Below are 15,693 nucleotides of genomic sequence, written 5' to 3'. Positions count from 1 at the left end.
GTAGTCTACCGCTGGGGCATGTCCAACCCATGCCAACCAGACTTGCACCGGTTAAAGTGATGACGACGCATTGCCCCGCCCTGTCTGCCCGACTTGGAGCAGTGAGGGCAGCGGACGACGGGCAATGCCGAGTGTGCATCGGCGATGCTGTCCTTGTGGTCCTGCGACTTTGCGACGCCTTCCCTACTCGCGCTCATCTTGTCGCGCGTGCAAGCGGAGTGGGACCTCCCTAGTTTTGCTTCCCGGCTGTTCTCCTCGCAGGCCTTGATTACCACGTTGCCGACTGCGTAGTCGCCAAGATCGTCCTTCCGCGCCATGCAGAACTTGCCGCGCCCATTCCCTCGCAAGTGCAGCTTGCCGCTTTCTATCCAGACCTGCAGCCATTCCTCAAAGGTCATCGTGACCTGGATGCGGTGGCCGTTGCGATCCGGTTTGCGGCGGGCCTGGGTTTTCTTCTGTACGTTGTACGCGTCGCGCACCTTGCGCAACTCTTGGTCTGCCAGCTTCATGCTGATCTCCTCTTAATGTCGGCCTACGCTGGACCGAACTCCAGTCTGCGTTCGCAGCTGCTTTCTCGCAATATTTACTTGGGTCGCCCGGCCTGCACTGCGCGCCCATGCGGCCTACAGCCCCATAGGCACGTCTGGCAGCCCCATGGCTTGACGATCGGTGCGGTCGTCGCCTCAAACGTTATCGTCGCGCTCACACAACAGCAAGTCACACATTGATTTCATTCGAATCGCCCCGTCATTCCGTAGTTGTTAGTAGCGCCTTCCGGCGTTCGCTTGCTGCACCTGCTCGAATTCATCGCGCAGCTCTGGCGGAATGTAGGATCGCCCGTTTCGGTTATTGACGTACCATTCGTACCCGCTGAACGTATAGCCTTCATCGAAGCGATAGCGCTCAGCGGGATTCCACTCGCTGGGGTCCTCGCCCGTCCACAAGGGCCGATCCGACTTCCTTACGTACGACGAGCTTTTTTTTTCAGCGATTCGCGCCAGTGCCATACGTCTGCCTCGGTGAAAGGATCCATCACGTCGTAGCGGACCTTGTTGTCGGCGTCTAGAACATACTTCGCATTGACTTTCATCCAGTCAGGCCGCTTACCCCGGCTCTGAGCATTGCAGTAGTAGGTCACGCCGCTTTCCGGGCTGGTCCACTTATGCGTCGGCTGCATCTCACCGGGCTTCTTACGCGGCACCTTGCCGTTGGCATCCTGCGGCTGCTGCTTAGGCGCAGACTCGGTCGTGTTCTCACCGGCGGGCTTGGTGAGGTCGTGCCACACGTCTTGCGGCTTCAGGCCCAGCGCTGCGTACTTGTCTCGGTCCTGCTGCCGCAGCGCAGCGATGATCTTGCCCTTCTGGTCCGCCTGCTTTGCGAGCTGATCTTCGATGGCCTTTTGCTGGCTGATCAGCTGCTGCCGTTCCGCGATCAGTTGGTTGATGTCGATTACTTGCCCGTCCGATTGCGTACCGTTGGAAGCGATTGCAGTTGCCGTGCTCATGGTTGGTTCCTTTCAGAAAATTAAAACAAAGTCATCCCCTCTCGACGGCACACAGACCTGAGATTGCAATGGGCAAAGCTAGCGCTCGACTCGGATGCTTCCGCACTCGAGCGATCGATTCGCGTCGCTGGGATGGACACAGATTACGGAACGCCCATTTAAAAGGCAAGCGGAATCCGTTGACGCCACGTCGCGCTTCTGGCAGGAGTTTCCGCGCCGATCCTCGAAAGTTTGGAGGTTTTCACTCGGGAGGCACTTGCCAAATTGATTTGGCGCATGCCAGTTTCCGGCGAGCAAAGCAATCGCCTTGTGTTGCCGATACGCAACAGCCAAGCATTTTTTCAGTAGCTGAACGGCCGCGACATGCCTCCACCCCAAAGTTCGAGAACTTAAGTTGATCCACGTGAGACCAGAACGCATCCTCCGTCTGCATCGCACGCATGCAAGAGGATCCGATGTATCTCCCGCAAATCAAAGCACCATTTGCCGCCGAGTACCTGGCATTGATTGCGGTCGGGGCAACGCATCAAGAAGCAGTCGCACAGATCGCGCAGTCGAATGAAATCGACCCCGTTCAAGTGGAGGCCGAATGCGCGTCCAACTAGGCCGCGTAGTCGCCACGCGCAACTGCCTCGATCATCTCGTCTCAATTGGCGCAAGCGCCGTGCCGTACCTAAAGCGGCACCAGCGAGGCGACTGGGGCAACCTGGGAAGCTCCGACAAGCAAGACAATGAGCAAGCGCTGCTGCACGGCGGAAGAATTCTTTCCAAGTATCTGTTGAAAGACGGGACGCCGATTTATGTGATTACAGAAGCAGACCGAAGCTACACGACGGTGATGCTGGTCGGCGACTACTAGCCACTCTGCAACGCAGCGTCATTCTTTTGTTGATTCATCATGCAGGTGAACCAATCATTGGCTATACGGCGATTGCGCCGCGTTCCACAGGTGAATCGAACATGTCCAAGGTCAAGAACCTGATCAACCCAGCTGCGCAAGCCGACTCCCAGGGATTCATGGCCGAACTCGGCAAGCTGGCGCAGCCGTTTACTAAGCCGGAAACCCCGGCCGATCCGGTCGAGCGCATGCGTGCCAAGTTCGCAGCCCACGTGGACGCCACGGTCAAGGCGATCGCCGATGGGGCCGACAAGGGCAAGTGGTTCCGCAAGCAATCTGACGGGACGTTCGTCTTGTCCTTCCGCAACGCCAACAGCGCCCTAACGTTGAACGGCGCCAAGCAGTTCCAAGTCCCCGATGCCGAAGCCGCCATCAAGCTGCTCGAAGCAGCCAAGACTGCAGTTGATGCCGGCGAACTTGACGACGCGCTCAAGGCTACCCAACGCAAGCCCCCCGACCGAATGAAGAAAGAGCCGCAGTCCGTGTAACCCGAAAAGCCGGCGTAACCGTTCCTGGCTTGCCATCCCTATCGGACGATCTCTCGCGCGGTGCTGTCGTTGTGTCGTTCCTCGTGAGCATCATCCGTCCGTCTGCCATCCATAGACAAAGCCGTAGGGTGAAGAGGACGGAACGGACGAACTTGGCAAGCGCCTGGAAAGACCTGACGAATACCATTGGTAAGTACGACGACCACCTGACACACTACGGCGATCATGAACAGAGTTCATGAAGCTCTTGAAGGACTCCGTGATGATCTGGGAGACATGACACGTAAACACGTGAAGCTACGACCAGACGAAACGAGCAGAAAATGCAGACTGCTTGTTCCAGCGCTTTGCGCCATCCGTACTACCTTCGCATCCCTAACCAACTTATCGACCGAGTTTTCATCTAGCTGGCGCTACGGAGACTCCAAGCTGCATGGGCAGTGCAGCAACTCCGGTTGTCTTCACCCTTTTCAGGAGGTCGTTTACTGATCGCATCGGGAGAACGCGATCACCTGCGGCTTTGTTATTTTCCAGGCTGGTTGCAAGGTCGCTTTACGGGTCATTCCAGACCGTTTTGCACAGAACCACCTTGCGTGGAAACTGACCCCTATTGCCTGCACAGCAGTCAGGATGGACTGCGTTCGGAAGTGCAACTACCGGCAGCAGCGATCAGGTCGAAAAGGAAGAAGCCCCGTGACGGATCATGCATCACGGGGCTTCACATCTATGAGCGCACTGCATGTGCTCACCGCTGAAAACTCACGCAACCATGATCGCTGCTTGCAATCTATTTAGCAAACGGCTACCAACGACGCTTGCCGAGTCAACCTGCACACGAGCCATCCCGGCGTCTGCTTAAAGTACGCATTTCCTACGGAAATCCGCTCAACTCTGCACGAATTCTGCGCAAATACAATTCATTCACGGAGACCGCATGCCTTCTGGCTTGGCCGCACCCATTTAATACAGCTTATATTCCATGGCACCGCTTTCTATTTTCGTGAGTCGCGACCCACATGGGGTAAGCGCAGCGCCAATCGGAGCCAACGCCGGAGTGACCGCCCAAGCTGGCGTTGCTCACATGATGCCTGGCTGACAGCGGCAGTGTTGGCTTTCGCTTAGATTACGAGCAGATTTGCCGGATTAATCGTACAATAAAGATCCAGGCTCCTATGCGAGAATCGATTATGGCGGTTGTAATAAGCGTTGAAGAGCAGCGCCTCATCAACGGAAATTCAGAGCTTATTTCGAATGATCCAGTTTACGACGAGTTTATAGACTGGCTGGGCTCAATGGGGTTCCTGTACGTCTACTCAGAGACTAGCGACACGAGCCTTCACTATGAAGTCCACGAGCTGTTATTCGAGCATGACAGCGAAGCCACCCAAGCCTATCTGACGTGGGGCACTAGGCTCAACATGGAAATGTACAAAGAGTAGTTAGTAACGTTCCACGGCCACTTAATTGCAGGGCGTTCAGACTGCTTGACTCCGCTTGAGCTGAACCGCGCTACGAAACTGGCGTGCGGTTGATCTTAGAGAGCGTCTCTTGGCTACGCTTCTGCTTCAGTCGAAGGTCGGCTTGCTTGGCAAGCTCCTTTTGCCGCCTGGCATTCTTCAGCTGCACTTGCGCGCGTTGCTTTTGCGCCTTAATGGCCTGCTTTTCCGAATCGACTGCTTCGGAGAACGTTGCAAATTCGTAGTATCGCATCGGGTAAATACCTCCACCAGTATTTACCCGGCGAGCACATGCGAAACGTTCACCCGCTGTCTTCGTTTAGCAGCTACTCGAACAGCTTGATCAGCAAACCCAGCGCAAACAAGCACAGGAACAGCTTGAAGGCGGCGGTCAACAGCCATTGCATAAAGCGCAGCAGGTGCGGCAGCAACACGATCACTGCGACTTAGAATAGGAGGCGCTGCATGTCGGGTTACCTCACGACGGATAGCTTCGGAGCGGAACTGCCCTTCCCGTGCGCCTGCTGCATGCCGTCAAGGACGCGGGCGGCCTTCTCCGCGACTGCGCCGGTCTCTACGTGGCTGTAGACCATCGTGGACTGAATATTCTTGTGCCCGAGCAGCCCTTGCACTTCGACCAAAGACATGCCGTTCTGTAGCATGCGCGACGCGAACGTGTGGCGCGCCGTGTGCAAAGTAATCTTGCCCGCATCACCGGAAATGCCGGCTCGCTCAAGTGCATTTCGCAGCCAAGAATAATTATTATTATGGCGGCGCTTGCTAGGGAACACCCACTCGTCAGCTGCTTCGGCCTTTCGACGCGAAAGCATCGCTTCGAGCTGATCGCTCATCACGAGCGTATTGTCCACACCGCCCTTCTGCCGGTGGATTCGGAGCTTGCGTCTTTCCAGGTCTACTTGGGCCCACGTCATCCGGGCGATCTCACGATACCGACAACCCGTATGGATCAGGGCCAGGAGGAGATCCGTGTTGTCTTGCCGCGCTTTGTCCGTCCTGGTGCACTTGCCGGGGTACTTGGCCTTCGGATCAATCGCGGCGAACAAGGCCGCCTCTTCTTTCGCAGTCAGGTACCGTAGCCGAGTCTTCTCCGGGTACATGCGCGGGAGCTTCACTGCGGTCGCCCACTTCCGTTCCTCCGCGAACTTCACGACCGCGTTCCAGTAGCTGACGGACACGACTAGCGTGTTGCGGGACACGCCAGCATCGCGTCGCTTCTCGATGACCCCTTGCAGCTGCGCAAGGGTCAAGTCGCCCATGCGTATGTTGGGCAACGCAAGGAAGTGCCTTAGGTGGACTTGCGCATTGGCGTGCCCTGCCGTCCCCTTCCTTGCGTCAAGAAAGGCCTTGATGACCGAGTGCAGCAGGACGGGCTTGGTGCCCTTGAGAATGACATCTTTGATCGCTTCCGCTTCCCAAAGGGCTGCGATCTGTTCGGCGAGCTTCTTGTCGCCAGTCTTGGTGCTGCGCGCGAACGTGTGGCCCTGGACGACTTTGCGCCAGTGCCAGATTCCGTTGCGTTCTGTGAGAGCCATTGCATCCTCGATGTCGTTTAACACGACGGAGGATGCGTTCAGGCGGCCATGGCATCAACCTGGTCGGCAGAAGTTTTCATCACAACGGAACGGCAGCTGCTAGTTGAGCAGCATGCAGTCCAGTTCATCCACAGCATCAAGGAATTGGAAGCTCATGGATTCGCTCGGTGCTCGGTCCATCCCTCGCTTTAACTATGGACGGCTGCTCCGCGACTGTCTGACGATCACCTCTCCTGCTTCGCGGGAGCTCATCAAATGCGTAAGCTTCAAGCGATAGTCCGTGTAAGTGCAGACGCGCACCGCGCGTACTACGCTGCTGATGAGCAAAGCGAGCCTCAACCTTTTAGAGGCTCATCTACTTTCTGGCCCGACAGAGTTAGGTGAAGGAGTTTTCAATGAAGCTATTGCTGAGTGTCTTTGCCGCAGCGCTCCTAGCTGCGTGTGGGGGAGGTGGGGAGGAAATCCCAGCTCAGAAGCGTGGCCAGGCCGAACAGGCCCAACGCATCTCTTAACCAATCATGGAGTTCACTTTGAAAGTTAAATCTCTCATCGGGGTGGTTCTCGGGAGCGTAATCGCTTGGTCAGGGAATTCAACATTTGCACAGACTGAAGACTGCAATGCGGTACTAACTCGAGTAGATAGCCTGCTGGCAATTCACGCGCCGCACTACATGGGAACTGCAATGCAAGCCAAGGCCTTAAGAGACGCTGGCGCAAATCACTGCAAGCTGGGCGAGAACACACAAGCTGTGAGCGCACTCACACTCGCCGAGAAAATGTTGTCCTCAAACTAGGGAAATAGAGATGCTCAAACACTTAGCTGGGCTCATGCTTGCCTGTGTCATCCCATGGCAGGCTAATGCGGCCGTCGTGAATACTCTCCCTGGTGGGACCCCGATCCCCATACCAGCGAACAACCAGATTACGAGCGGACCAGTCGTCACGTCTGATTTCAAGTGGATTAGTACCCACTCTAACTCAGCGTTTGGTTGGACTGGTGGGTACGGGTTTTGTGACCGAGGTCAGTGGAATACTACACCAATGCTCGGCTTGAACACGGGCGTTGGTTACATGACCTTGAGTTTTCCAGAACGACGTTCCGGATTCCTTGCTGAAGTCAATTGGGTTGGTGCCTGCAGCAGCTACACAACATCCATCCAAGCATTAGATGCGAGCGGAAACGTAATCGAGACGATTAACCTACCCAACAACGCAACTTACTTACCCGCACCCAGCTATATCGGCTTCTCATACTCCACAGCACAAATAGCCGCGATTCGGTTTTCTGGTGGCTATATAGGTGTCCGAAATATGACGCAGACCGGAGAAGTTCAAGTACCCATAGCAGATGCTGGTTCGGACCAAACGGTAGATTCAGGACAACCAGTCCTGTTGAGCGGGCGGGGCTCTAGCCCCAGCAATCTATCGTTGTCCTACCTGTGGAGTCAGACCGCCGGGCCAGAAGTACAGATAGTCGACGTTAATAACGCATCAGCGTCATTCATCGCCCCAGTCGTGAATGCGAATACAACGCTGACCTTCCAGTTGATTGTTAAGGACTCACGCGGAGTTACAAGCCAACCAGACACCGTAAACGTGACAGTTGTCAAGCAGAACAACCCTCCAATTGGTGATGCTGGTGACGCAACTGGTGTTCGCGAAGGCGCTACGAAGACGCTCAATGCGAGCGCAAGCTACGACCCTGACGGTGACGCCATCACGTCATACTTGTGGCAGCAGGTTGGTGGACCAACAGTCACGTTGAGTCCTGGCGCGAACGTAGTGTCTCCAAGCTTCCTTGCTCCAGTCGGGGGTGGTAGCGTCTCGTTCAAGGTGACGGTCTCTGACGGCAAGTTGAGCGGCACGTCACCTACAATCACAATCCCGATCACGGCCAACAACCCACCCGTAGCAAATGCAGGCGTGCCAGTCACCACTGACGAGGGCACGCCAGCTACGTTGAACGGTGGCGCAACGACTGATCCTGATGGTGATCAGGTTAGCTTCTCCTGGACGCAGCTTACTGGGCCGACGGTGACGCTCAACGGCGCAAATACTGCTACTCCGTCCTTTACTGCTCCATGGGTCAGCGCAGGGGGATCAACGCTGACGTTCCGTATGACAGCAACGGACAACTACGCTGCGAATCCCAGGTCTGCAACGGCAGATGCAACGGTCAACGTGCTGAACGCCAACGATCCGCCCAACTGCTCGCTCGCGATGCCTAGTGTTCCGAAGCTGTGGCCGCCCGATCACCGCATGGTGCCTGTGACGATCAAAGGCATCACGGATCCCGATGCAACGGCCTTCACGCTCCGCATCACTGGTGTGACGCAAGACGAGCCGATCAATGGCACGGGTGATGGTGACACGGCACCGGATGCAACTATCACTGTCGGTGAGAAAGCTGATACGGTGAACCTGCGTTCTGAACGCGCGGGTACGGGTGACGGTCGCGTGTACACGATCCACTTCCGCGCTACGGACCAGGAAGGTGCCTGTACGGGCTCCGTCAAGGTACAGGTACCGCACTCGCGCACTGGCAACGCGGTCGATAGCGGGCAAACGGTGAACTCAGTGGCGCAACCGTAAGTTGCGACGTGCTGAAGGTGAATGACGCCTGTGGCGTCATTCACCTTCGTGCCGATGCGGATTGAAACAGGACTCGTCTCTCGCGCGATGGTTCCATGGAAATCAAACTAGTTAAGTGCTTACCCAACTTCGTCAACACCTCGCGCTGGGAATGGCAGCCAGTCTTTTGCAGCAATGATGCCAGCTGCGCCCGAACGGTGTACGGAGAGCAAGAGCGTTGCTGAGCAATTGCTTTCACCACCATCCCTTCAGCGAGTAGGCCGAGCACTTCGGTTTCCGCAGGCGTCAAGCAGCGGTTAGCGGCGAACCGCGCAAGTCGTGCAAATGCGCTCTCCTCCCTCCTTTCACCGTCACGAGGAACAGACGCCGATCCCGCGCATCGCGCGCACGCCTCTGAAGCTCCCAAGGAGTGACTTCGACTAGATACAACGCTCCAACGCTCCATGAATTTCAAGATCAACTTCCGCAGGAAGCGCCGTAGCGTTCACCTCGGACAGCGCGTGCATCCATGCGTGCTGATTGTGCGGCTCCAAAAAAATCGAAGCTTTCCATGCACAACTTGCGGACTCCCGCAGCTTCGAAGGAAGACGGCCGCCCGTTGACCGAGAGCAGAACCCTCCCGCTCGCATGGATCAGAATGCACGGGCTTGGAACGGATTGCAGAAGCCTGTCTGTAGACTGCGCTGGACCTTCTCCTCGCAAGCCCAGCAGGTGCTTTATTGAACTTGAGCGTTGAAGGTATGGGAGAAGCGCATTGAGTAGATGCACTGTCCACACGTCAAACAGGCCCTGGTCCTTCGCTTGAATGGTCGGAACACGATAGACGTTCTATCGTCGCCGTGACTCATTCTCAAGCAGCCAGCGGGAGCCATAGAAAATGAGGAATTCTTGGTAGTAGGGATCAGAAGCCACGAACCTCTCGGAGAAATGATGTGGCTCCGCAGAAGGGTGCTTATCAAGCAGCAGAACGAGCAGCCCGAAACTAATTCTAGCCTGGCCCCAGCATCCGTTTGCTCGCCGATTTGTCGTTTGCATCACATCAGACGAGCTTTCGACGCCTTTTTGGCGGTGGTCGGGGGACTGCGACATGAGTTGACGATGAGTTCGGTGGCTGTTAAGCCAGCAGCATGGATTGCCCCTCTTGTAATTGACGGCTATGCTCAACGTGTTCCAGCCCCGTGTCGCAAAGGGTAGTTAGCATGCCGACTCATCAGAAGTTGATGGACTCCACTATCTCTGCTTTATATGAGGCCGTATCGCACGATGAGCAGTGGCCCGCGGCACTAGCTGGGATCAGCAGGGCCTTCGACAGTCCGCGAGTTGCAATCCTTCGCACGACCGCGAACCTCGACGGTGTTTTCGAGATTCGCGCGCTGAACCACGACCCAGAAGCACAAAAGCTGTACCGGGACTATTACTGGGCAATTGACCCAACTCTCCGGGTCACGCGGACAGCGCACCCCGGCGCCTGGTTCGACTGCGAGTCGGTAGTGGATCCGGCCACAACGCCCGAACCCGAATACATGGATTTCGCAGTACGGCACGGAATTCGATACGTCGCGGGCGGCAAGGTGCACGTTGATAAAGTGAGCTGTACGGCTCTTAGCCTGCAGCGTCCCGCTGACCACCGGCGCTTCGATCACAGCGCCGGATCGACATTCCGGCGACTGGCGACGCACATCGGCCGCGCCTCTGCGTTGTCATCGGATTTGCGGCAGGCAGAGCTCGCGAAGGGGCTCTCTATCGCCGCTCTTGACGCTTTACAGTGGCCCGTATTCGCCGTCAGTTCGACGGGCAAGCTTCTCCTGGCGAATCAAAAGGGAGAAGCCCAGCTCAAACTCGGCACGCCATTCGAACTGCACGCTGGGAGTTTGCGGTCTCGTGACCCCGAAATGGATCTGGTTCTGAGGCGGGTTTTGAGTGCTGCCGCGACCCGCACAGGCACATCTATAAAGGTGAAGGCCGGACGTTCTCAGTGGTGGCTTCGCGCCGTTCCTATCACGATGTATTCCGGGGTCACGCTGCTCTACTTGAGCCGAATCGATGGGCAACGGCCCTCGCCGGATCTCATGCAGGAGCTGTTGAACTTGTCCCCTGCCCAAGCTGACGTAGCGTGCCTTCTTATGGATGGTCACAGCGTCAAGCAGATCGCGAGCGCACGTGCGGTCAGCGTCTGGACAGTGCGAGCCCAGTTGCGAGAGATCATGCACAAGGCCGGAGTACGCCGGCAAGTTGATCTCACGCAGATGCTTCTGTCGCTACCCGCGATCTCGATGGGCGCGACCAATCAGGAACAAGCTCAATAGCGCACCTTGGCGCTCTGGGCGACCCATGCGGCAGTCGCACTCGGTTTGTGCTGGTTTTGTACAGGTGCACAGCGTTGCAGCAGCGTGCCCCCAAGCGTTCCAAGTGCCGTCGAAGCGTGGCACGGCCAGCCCGACCGCCTTTGGGATAATGGCGCCGAGCCCCTCCATCACCGCCGGAACACCATGCCGACCACCATCAAGCAAGCCGACCTGATCGAATCGATCGCCGCCGCGCTGCAATACATCAGCTAGGTCTGAGATTGGCGAAAGCGTCGGCCGGGGCTGCGTTCATCGCAGCGCGATACCTGCTCATTTCGAATCGCGTTTCGCCTGCTGCTGCCTTCCGCGCGAGGAGACATGTGCCAGTGGCCGCTGCTGTCCCATCGCCTGTGCCCGCTTGGCGTGCGGCGTGGTAGCGGGGCTCTGCGTCGCGGCCTTGCTGGCAGCGGCGCTTCGTGGTCCGTCGCTTGGCGCCTTGCTGCTGCGGTTTGCTTGAGGCTTGTCGCTGGTGCGACTCCTTGCCTTCGACTCCACTGCGAGGCGAACGGCGGATCGCACGGTCGTCTTACGTCCAGGCTTGCTGGCGGCTGGCTTTTCGGAATGTCGTTCGCGTTGAGCCTGCTGCTTCTCCAAGCGGCCAAGCGCCTCGGAAAACACCTGCACCTTCTGATCGGTCCGAGCGTTGGCGACTCCGCTGCGGCCGGATTTCGTCCCACTCCGCTCCCGCGTCGATACGCGTTGACGCCGCAGCAGGTCCTGGTACTTGTCACGCTCATTTCGAGTCCGCCGTATCGTGGCCTGCAGTTCCTTGTCGGCCATCTGCGGCGCCTGATCGCTCAAGCTGCTTTCGAAGAGTGCCATCTCCTTGGTGGACAGCAGGCGTGCTGCCTGGATGCGGTTCCATGCCATTGAATCTCCTGTTTTGTTGTCGAGCCATCTCAGATTGCCACCATAGGGCGATGCGGCGCGCAGGAGTGGCGGTTGAGTCCACGTGGGTGACGTCCCACGCACAGCTTCTGCCGATCGAACGGCCGCCCAAACTGCCTCACTTGTGCTTCGAGCGGGTCAGCTGTCGCCACAGCTGACCGAGCAGACCGCCCGGCGGGATTTGTTCCCGGTGCTTGGCCCATAAAGCGTTGGACCATCTGTCGGCCGTAATGAACAAGGCCACAACGACAACCGCTAGTAACCATGCGCCGACAATTTCAATGATCATGAAGCGCGTTTCATATGAAGACGGCCGCGGGGTGACGATGTTTGCAAGGCGCTTGTGCGCGGCCACGCCATGGCCGGGCATACCCATGCGTCACGGGCTGGCGGGATGGCTGCCCACGTGGCCTTCGGCGCAAGAACGGCAGTCCTTGGCGTTGTGCTGTTCGTTGCTGGCATCCAGCTTGCAGCTCGAACGGATGCACTTCCAGCGAGTCGCAGGGGCGGGATCGTTGGCCTTGTCTGTGCTGCGCTTTGCATCGGGAACGTTGCAATCGGCTTCGTCGTGGGGCTCGCACTGGCCGTTCTGAGCAAGCGAGGACTGCTGCATCTTTAGAGCTGAGCGCGCCCAGCCGTTTTGTGCTGATTTTGTGCAGGTGCCCAGCTTTGCAGCAGCGTGGCCCCAAGCGTTCCACGTGCGGCCGAAGCGTGGCGGAAGGCGCTCAACAGCGTCTGGGATAATCCGGCCGAAGCCCCTCCTACCGTCCGAACACAATGCCGACGACCATCAAGCAAGCCGACCTGATCGAATCCATCTCGGCCGCCCTGCAGTACATCAGCTACTACCACCCCGCCGACTAAACCCAGGCTGGACGACGCTTCCGCCACGATCAGCGGAACGCTGTGTAAATTTTGCGCAAGCGGCGGTTCACTTGGGGGCGCACTTGCGGCGGTGCCGCCAAGCGATGTTCACAGCCACCTTCTGCCCGCAGTTCGGGCACGGCTCCTGACGGTACTCCTTGCAGTGGTTGATCTGGCCTTGGGCCGCGTTGTCCTCCGTGGGTTGGAAGAACACGTTGCCCACTTCGTACGCACCCTGATCCCCTCGCCTCGACATCACGTACTGGCCCCTGCGCTTGCCGCGCTCATGCCAGTGCCCACTAGACAGCCATAGCCACTCCCATTCAGCAGGCGTGAGCAAGAAGGCGTTCCCCTTCCGCTTGGCACTGCGCTTGTGGTCGCCGTATGCCTGCCGCGACTTGCAGTTGGTCTCTGTCGCTAGCACGGTGTGCTTCCACACGTACGTCACGGCTTGACTCCATACGTGAGCTTGAAAGTTGCCGCGTTCTCTTTGCTGGACGTCCAGATCGTGTACCGCCAGATCGGTAGCGGGACATCCAGTGGTTCCAGCTCGTCGTCCTCTACGTGGTAGTGAACCCTGGAATCGTGGCAAACGTCGTAGTCCCAGTCCTCTCCAAGCTCACCGAGCCAGTTGTCCTGTACCCATGCGAAGAACTCCATGAACTCGTCGTTTGCGTCTACCTCAAAACTCTCTGCGTGGAACTCATAGCGATCCCGTTTGCGGGTGCATTTGTATGCCAGCTTCATACTGGTCTCCTTCTTATGGTTATGGCCGCAGTTTAGGTGCGCGGCTCACCAGCGTCAAAATTGGTAGTCAAGAAAAGCTGTAGAGACCTATCGCGGTCCCAGCTCTTTTCATTCAGGTATTGATCCCACCTTGGCGCTAACCATCATCTGACGCACGGCGCTATTGCCGTGCCACACAGATCGAAGGCCGCACATGGGCAAGCTCAAAGACTCTCTCCCGACCACTGACGGCAACCTGTTGCCGACCGCTCCTGCAACGCAGGTCGGGTTCCTCGCGCAACTGTCCCAACTCGCTCAGCCCGTTACCAAAGCAGAGACCGTCAAGGCCGATCCCGTTCAGGTCATGCGCGCTCGGTTCGCGACCAACGCAGACGAGAACGTGAAGGCCATCAAGTCTGCTGCCGACTCTGGAAGCTGGTTTCGGAAGCTGCCGAACGGCAAGTTCCTGCTCGCGTTCCGCAACGCGAATCAGGTCTTGAGTCTCGGCGGGAACACGCACTTTCAGGTGGACAACGCCCCAGCAGCCGTCAAGCTGATCGAAGCCGCAAAGGTCGCCGCAGCGGCCGGTGAGCTGGACGACCAGCTCAAGGCCACTCAGCGCAAGCGCAAAGGCAAGCAGACGGAAACGACGCCTGCCTGACGATCACATGCAGCTAAGCACGGCGGCCCTGTAGGCCGCTTTTTTATCGGATCGACACCCTGACCCTGCGCTCCACCTTCATGTGGAACAGGTCGAAGAACGGGTGGCCGAAGTTGCCCCCGTCAACAGAGCCGTCATCGCTGATCTGGCACATAGCAACGTGTCGGTCAGCCGGTTCAGGGTCGTTATCGCTGTCGTATCCCGAGCGCTCATCGCTTGCGATGCACAGGTCCGTGTATCGCTCATCGAAGGCGGGCCACACAAGCTGGTGTTCGCGCGGGTCGCCATCGTCCCAATACTTCGTCACCTCCCAGTCCTTGCCAGTGACAGTCAGGTGCAGGAGCGTCACGCCGTCCCTGTAGTAAGCGCTGTGAACGGGGAAGTCCCGCTCCCAAGCTTCGTACTCATCCCTGCCCATGTTTGCGGCGGCGACAAAGACATGCGATGCGCCCTTGGGTACAGCTTTGCGGTCGGTACCCTTAGGCCCGTTCGGCTTTTGCACTCGGTACTGCTGGACGGCTTCGGACGCCCACTGGAACCGCTCTGAAAGCTGGGCATTCCCAGCGTCACCGACTACCGAGCCGTCCTGCAGAACGAACACGGCGCAGTTTTGCGCGTGATCGCAGAGGCTGTACTCCGCATCGTCGATCTGGTCGTCAAGGACCTTTGCGAAGCTCTCGACCTCGTCGTAGAGCGGGCCATCCAGATGCGCCCACGATGAAACGCCCTCGTCGTCGCACTGAATGTCGTGCCACAGCTGAAAGCGATCCAGCTCGAAGTACAGAGCAAGGTCAGCTCCCCTGCGTAGCACATGGGTAGGGCGCGTTTGGAACTGATGTTCCAGCCCTTCATAGGCGTTCGTGAATAGAACGAGCGCAGCGTAGCTGCTAGTGATAGCCATGGTTTCCCTCGTTGTTGTTGTTATTGGCTGCTGGCATTGGCCGGTGAGGCGTACCAGAGCCGTGAATGTCTCACAGCTCATCCGTGGTGTCAATACCACGTTACACACTGAAGCAGCTCAGCGGGCTGGCGCCCCGCTTCGGAACGTGCTTGGCTGCGGCGATCGCACAAACGTCAACCTTTTGTTGATGCCACAGCCAAAAGAACCAGAATTGGTAGCACCACAAACGTACAGCAGGTGCTACAAGTGAACTTCCAAATTAACGAGCGCTTCGTCCCCGAATACCTGGCCCTGATCGAAGTCGGCGCGACCCATGCCGAAGCAGTGGCTCAGATCGCGCTGACGAACGAGGTAGCCGAAACCGAGGTGGAAGCAGCTACCGAAGCATTGGCTTAGTGCTGAACGTTCCACTTACGGCGGTCAATGCTGCCGTCAGCGAAGCAGCCCGCCATGGGTGCGCGTCCCTTGCCCTTCCAAACAACGGACGGGTTGTCCTTCAACACCAGCGTCTTGCCCTTCTGAACAGCAGCCAATTCGCGCTGCTCCTTCTGGTCGGCATCGGACAGCGAAGACGTCTTTTGCGAGGTCTTGCGCGGCGCGCGGCCTTCACTTTTCCCAGCCGGACGGCCACTTCCAAAGCGTCCTGCGATGTCGTCATTAGTCAGACCGTACTCGGTGAGAACAGCGTCGATCTTCTCCTGCGCCTCAGCAACCGCAGTTTCTCGGGCCTTGCTGCGCTGCTCTTGCAGTTGCCGAATTTGGGCGTCGAGTTCCGCCTGCTGATCTTTCCACGATTTCGTTGCCATTCAACCAACC

General features: G+C 57.8%; 21 protein-coding genes. 9 read left to right on the top strand and 12 right to left on the bottom strand.

All coding sequences use genetic code 11. The features are described from left to right. Window positions 1-5: 5 nt before the first annotated feature. Both WG922_RS07830 and WG922_RS07825 read right to left on the bottom strand, forming a co-directional pair. Entirely contained in the window at window positions 6-509 is a 504-nt protein-coding gene (locus WG922_RS07830; protein WP_135285633.1) for a hypothetical protein, read from the bottom strand. Window positions 510-961: 452 nt separating this feature from the next. Then, window positions 962-1,504, bottom strand: coding sequence for a hypothetical protein (locus WG922_RS07825; RefSeq protein ID WP_135285634.1), 543 nt, complete (start codon window positions 1,502-1,504; stop codon window positions 962-964). Window positions 1,505-1,944: 440 nt separating this feature from the next. Between WG922_RS07825 and WG922_RS07820 the strand changes: the two genes are divergently transcribed. The 4 genes from WG922_RS07820 to WG922_RS07805 all read left to right on the top strand — a co-directional run bounded on the left by WG922_RS07820 (window position 1,945) and on the right by WG922_RS07805 (window position 4,329). Next, a complete protein-coding gene (locus WG922_RS07820) occupies window positions 1,945-2,109 on the top strand; it encodes a hypothetical protein (protein ID WP_167784759.1) in 165 nt (54 codons plus the stop codon). Beyond that, on the top strand, window positions 2,094-2,363 hold the full coding sequence (locus WG922_RS07815; protein ID WP_135285635.1) for a hypothetical protein: 270 nt from the start codon (window positions 2,094-2,096) through the stop codon (window positions 2,361-2,363). Before WG922_RS07820 ends, WG922_RS07815 begins: the two co-directional genes overlap by 16 nt. Window positions 2,364-2,464: 101 nt before the next feature. Then, window positions 2,465-2,890, top strand: a complete 426-nt coding sequence (locus WG922_RS07810) for a hypothetical protein (protein ID WP_135285636.1) — start codon at window positions 2,465-2,467, stop codon at window positions 2,888-2,890. A 1,187-nt stretch (window positions 2,891-4,077) separates the two neighbouring features. After that, window positions 4,078-4,329, top strand: coding sequence for a hypothetical protein (locus WG922_RS07805; RefSeq protein ID WP_340281884.1), 252 nt, complete (start codon window positions 4,078-4,080; stop codon window positions 4,327-4,329). A 70-nt stretch (window positions 4,330-4,399) separates the two neighbouring features. Here the strand turns inward: WG922_RS07805 and WG922_RS07800 are convergent, their stop codons facing one another. Next, the gene (locus WG922_RS07800) at window positions 4,400-4,600 is read right to left on the bottom strand and encodes a hypothetical protein (RefSeq protein ID WP_135285637.1); all 201 of its coding nucleotides are present in this window, start codon (window positions 4,598-4,600) and stop codon (window positions 4,400-4,402) included. A gap of 220 nt (window positions 4,601-4,820) precedes the next feature. Continuing rightward, a complete protein-coding gene (locus WG922_RS07795; RefSeq protein ID WP_340281882.1) occupies window positions 4,821-5,924 on the bottom strand; it encodes a tyrosine-type recombinase/integrase in 1,104 nt (367 codons plus the stop codon). Between the two features lie 1,017 nt (window positions 5,925-6,941). Here WG922_RS07795 and WG922_RS07790 point away from each other — a divergent pair. Continuing rightward, window positions 6,942-8,492 carry a PKD domain-containing protein gene (locus WG922_RS07790; protein ID WP_340281881.1) on the top strand — a complete coding sequence of 517 codons (1,551 nt, stop codon included), beginning with the start codon at window positions 6,942-6,944 and terminating at the stop codon, window positions 8,490-8,492. Window positions 8,493-8,532: 40 nt separating this feature from the next. On the opposite strand, the gene WG922_RS21975 is transcribed toward WG922_RS07790, so the two are convergent. Next, complete coding sequence (locus WG922_RS21975; protein WP_445322808.1) at window positions 8,533-8,937, bottom strand: response regulator transcription factor; 405 nt, start codon at window positions 8,935-8,937, stop codon at window positions 8,533-8,535. A gap of 775 nt (window positions 8,938-9,712) precedes the next feature. Here WG922_RS21975 and WG922_RS07785 point away from each other — a divergent pair. After that, window positions 9,713-10,798: a helix-turn-helix transcriptional regulator gene (locus WG922_RS07785; RefSeq protein ID WP_167784760.1), complete on the top strand. Its 1,086-nt coding sequence runs from the start codon at window positions 9,713-9,715 to the stop codon at window positions 10,796-10,798. Window positions 10,799-10,804: 6 nt separating this feature from the next. After that, window positions 10,805-11,050 carry a hypothetical protein gene (locus WG922_RS07780; RefSeq protein WP_340281880.1) on the top strand — a complete coding sequence of 82 codons (246 nt, stop codon included), beginning with the start codon at window positions 10,805-10,807 and terminating at the stop codon, window positions 11,048-11,050. 57 nt (window positions 11,051-11,107) lie between these two features. On the opposite strand, the gene WG922_RS07775 is transcribed toward WG922_RS07780, so the two are convergent. The 5 genes from WG922_RS07775 to WG922_RS07755 form a co-directional block, all read right to left on the bottom strand. Continuing rightward, complete coding sequence (locus WG922_RS07775; protein WP_340281879.1) at window positions 11,108-11,707, bottom strand: hypothetical protein; 600 nt, start codon at window positions 11,705-11,707, stop codon at window positions 11,108-11,110. 136 nt (window positions 11,708-11,843) lie between these two features. Continuing rightward, on the bottom strand, window positions 11,844-12,101 hold the full coding sequence (locus WG922_RS07770) for a hypothetical protein (protein WP_340281878.1): 258 nt from the start codon (window positions 12,099-12,101) through the stop codon (window positions 11,844-11,846). A gap of 3 nt (window positions 12,102-12,104) precedes the next feature. Further along, entirely contained in the window at window positions 12,105-12,338 is a 234-nt protein-coding gene (locus WG922_RS07765) for a hypothetical protein (RefSeq protein ID WP_340281877.1), read from the bottom strand. 318 nt (window positions 12,339-12,656) lie between these two features. Next, entirely contained in the window at window positions 12,657-13,037 is a 381-nt protein-coding gene (locus WG922_RS07760) for a hypothetical protein (RefSeq protein WP_340281874.1), read from the bottom strand. After that, window positions 13,034-13,336 carry a hypothetical protein gene (locus tag WG922_RS07755; RefSeq protein ID WP_340281872.1) on the bottom strand — a complete coding sequence of 101 codons (303 nt, stop codon included), beginning with the start codon at window positions 13,334-13,336 and terminating at the stop codon, window positions 13,034-13,036. The genes WG922_RS07760 and WG922_RS07755 overlap by 4 nt, the downstream gene beginning before the upstream one ends. Window positions 13,337-13,529: 193 nt before the next feature. Here WG922_RS07755 and WG922_RS07750 point away from each other — a divergent pair, with 193 nt between their 5' ends. Further along, on the top strand, window positions 13,530-13,976 hold the full coding sequence (locus WG922_RS07750) for a hypothetical protein (protein ID WP_340281869.1): 447 nt from the start codon (window positions 13,530-13,532) through the stop codon (window positions 13,974-13,976). 43 nt (window positions 13,977-14,019) lie between these two features. On the opposite strand, the gene WG922_RS07745 is transcribed toward WG922_RS07750, so the two are convergent. Next, window positions 14,020-14,877: a hypothetical protein gene (locus tag WG922_RS07745; RefSeq protein ID WP_340281866.1), complete on the bottom strand. Its 858-nt coding sequence runs from the start codon at window positions 14,875-14,877 to the stop codon at window positions 14,020-14,022. A gap of 246 nt (window positions 14,878-15,123) precedes the next feature. On the opposite strand from WG922_RS07745, the gene WG922_RS07740 reads away from it, so the two are divergent. After that, window positions 15,124-15,273, top strand: a complete 150-nt coding sequence (locus WG922_RS07740) for a hypothetical protein (protein WP_340281863.1) — start codon at window positions 15,124-15,126, stop codon at window positions 15,271-15,273. Here the strand turns inward: WG922_RS07740 and WG922_RS07735 are convergent. Next, window positions 15,270-15,683 carry an H-NS family nucleoid-associated regulatory protein gene (locus WG922_RS07735; protein WP_340281860.1) on the bottom strand — a complete coding sequence of 138 codons (414 nt, stop codon included), beginning with the start codon at window positions 15,681-15,683 and terminating at the stop codon, window positions 15,270-15,272. The two genes, WG922_RS07740 and WG922_RS07735, sit on opposite strands and share 4 nt — an antisense overlap. Between the last annotated feature and the right edge of the window lie 10 nt (window positions 15,684-15,693).

It is taken from the genome of Ramlibacter sp. AN1015, assembly GCF_037726105.1.
GTDB lineage: Bacteria > Pseudomonadota > Gammaproteobacteria > Burkholderiales > Burkholderiaceae_C > Ramlibacter.
The sequence above is the reverse complement of the archived record's forward strand: the minus strand, read 5'-3'. Positions and strand labels throughout refer to the sequence as shown.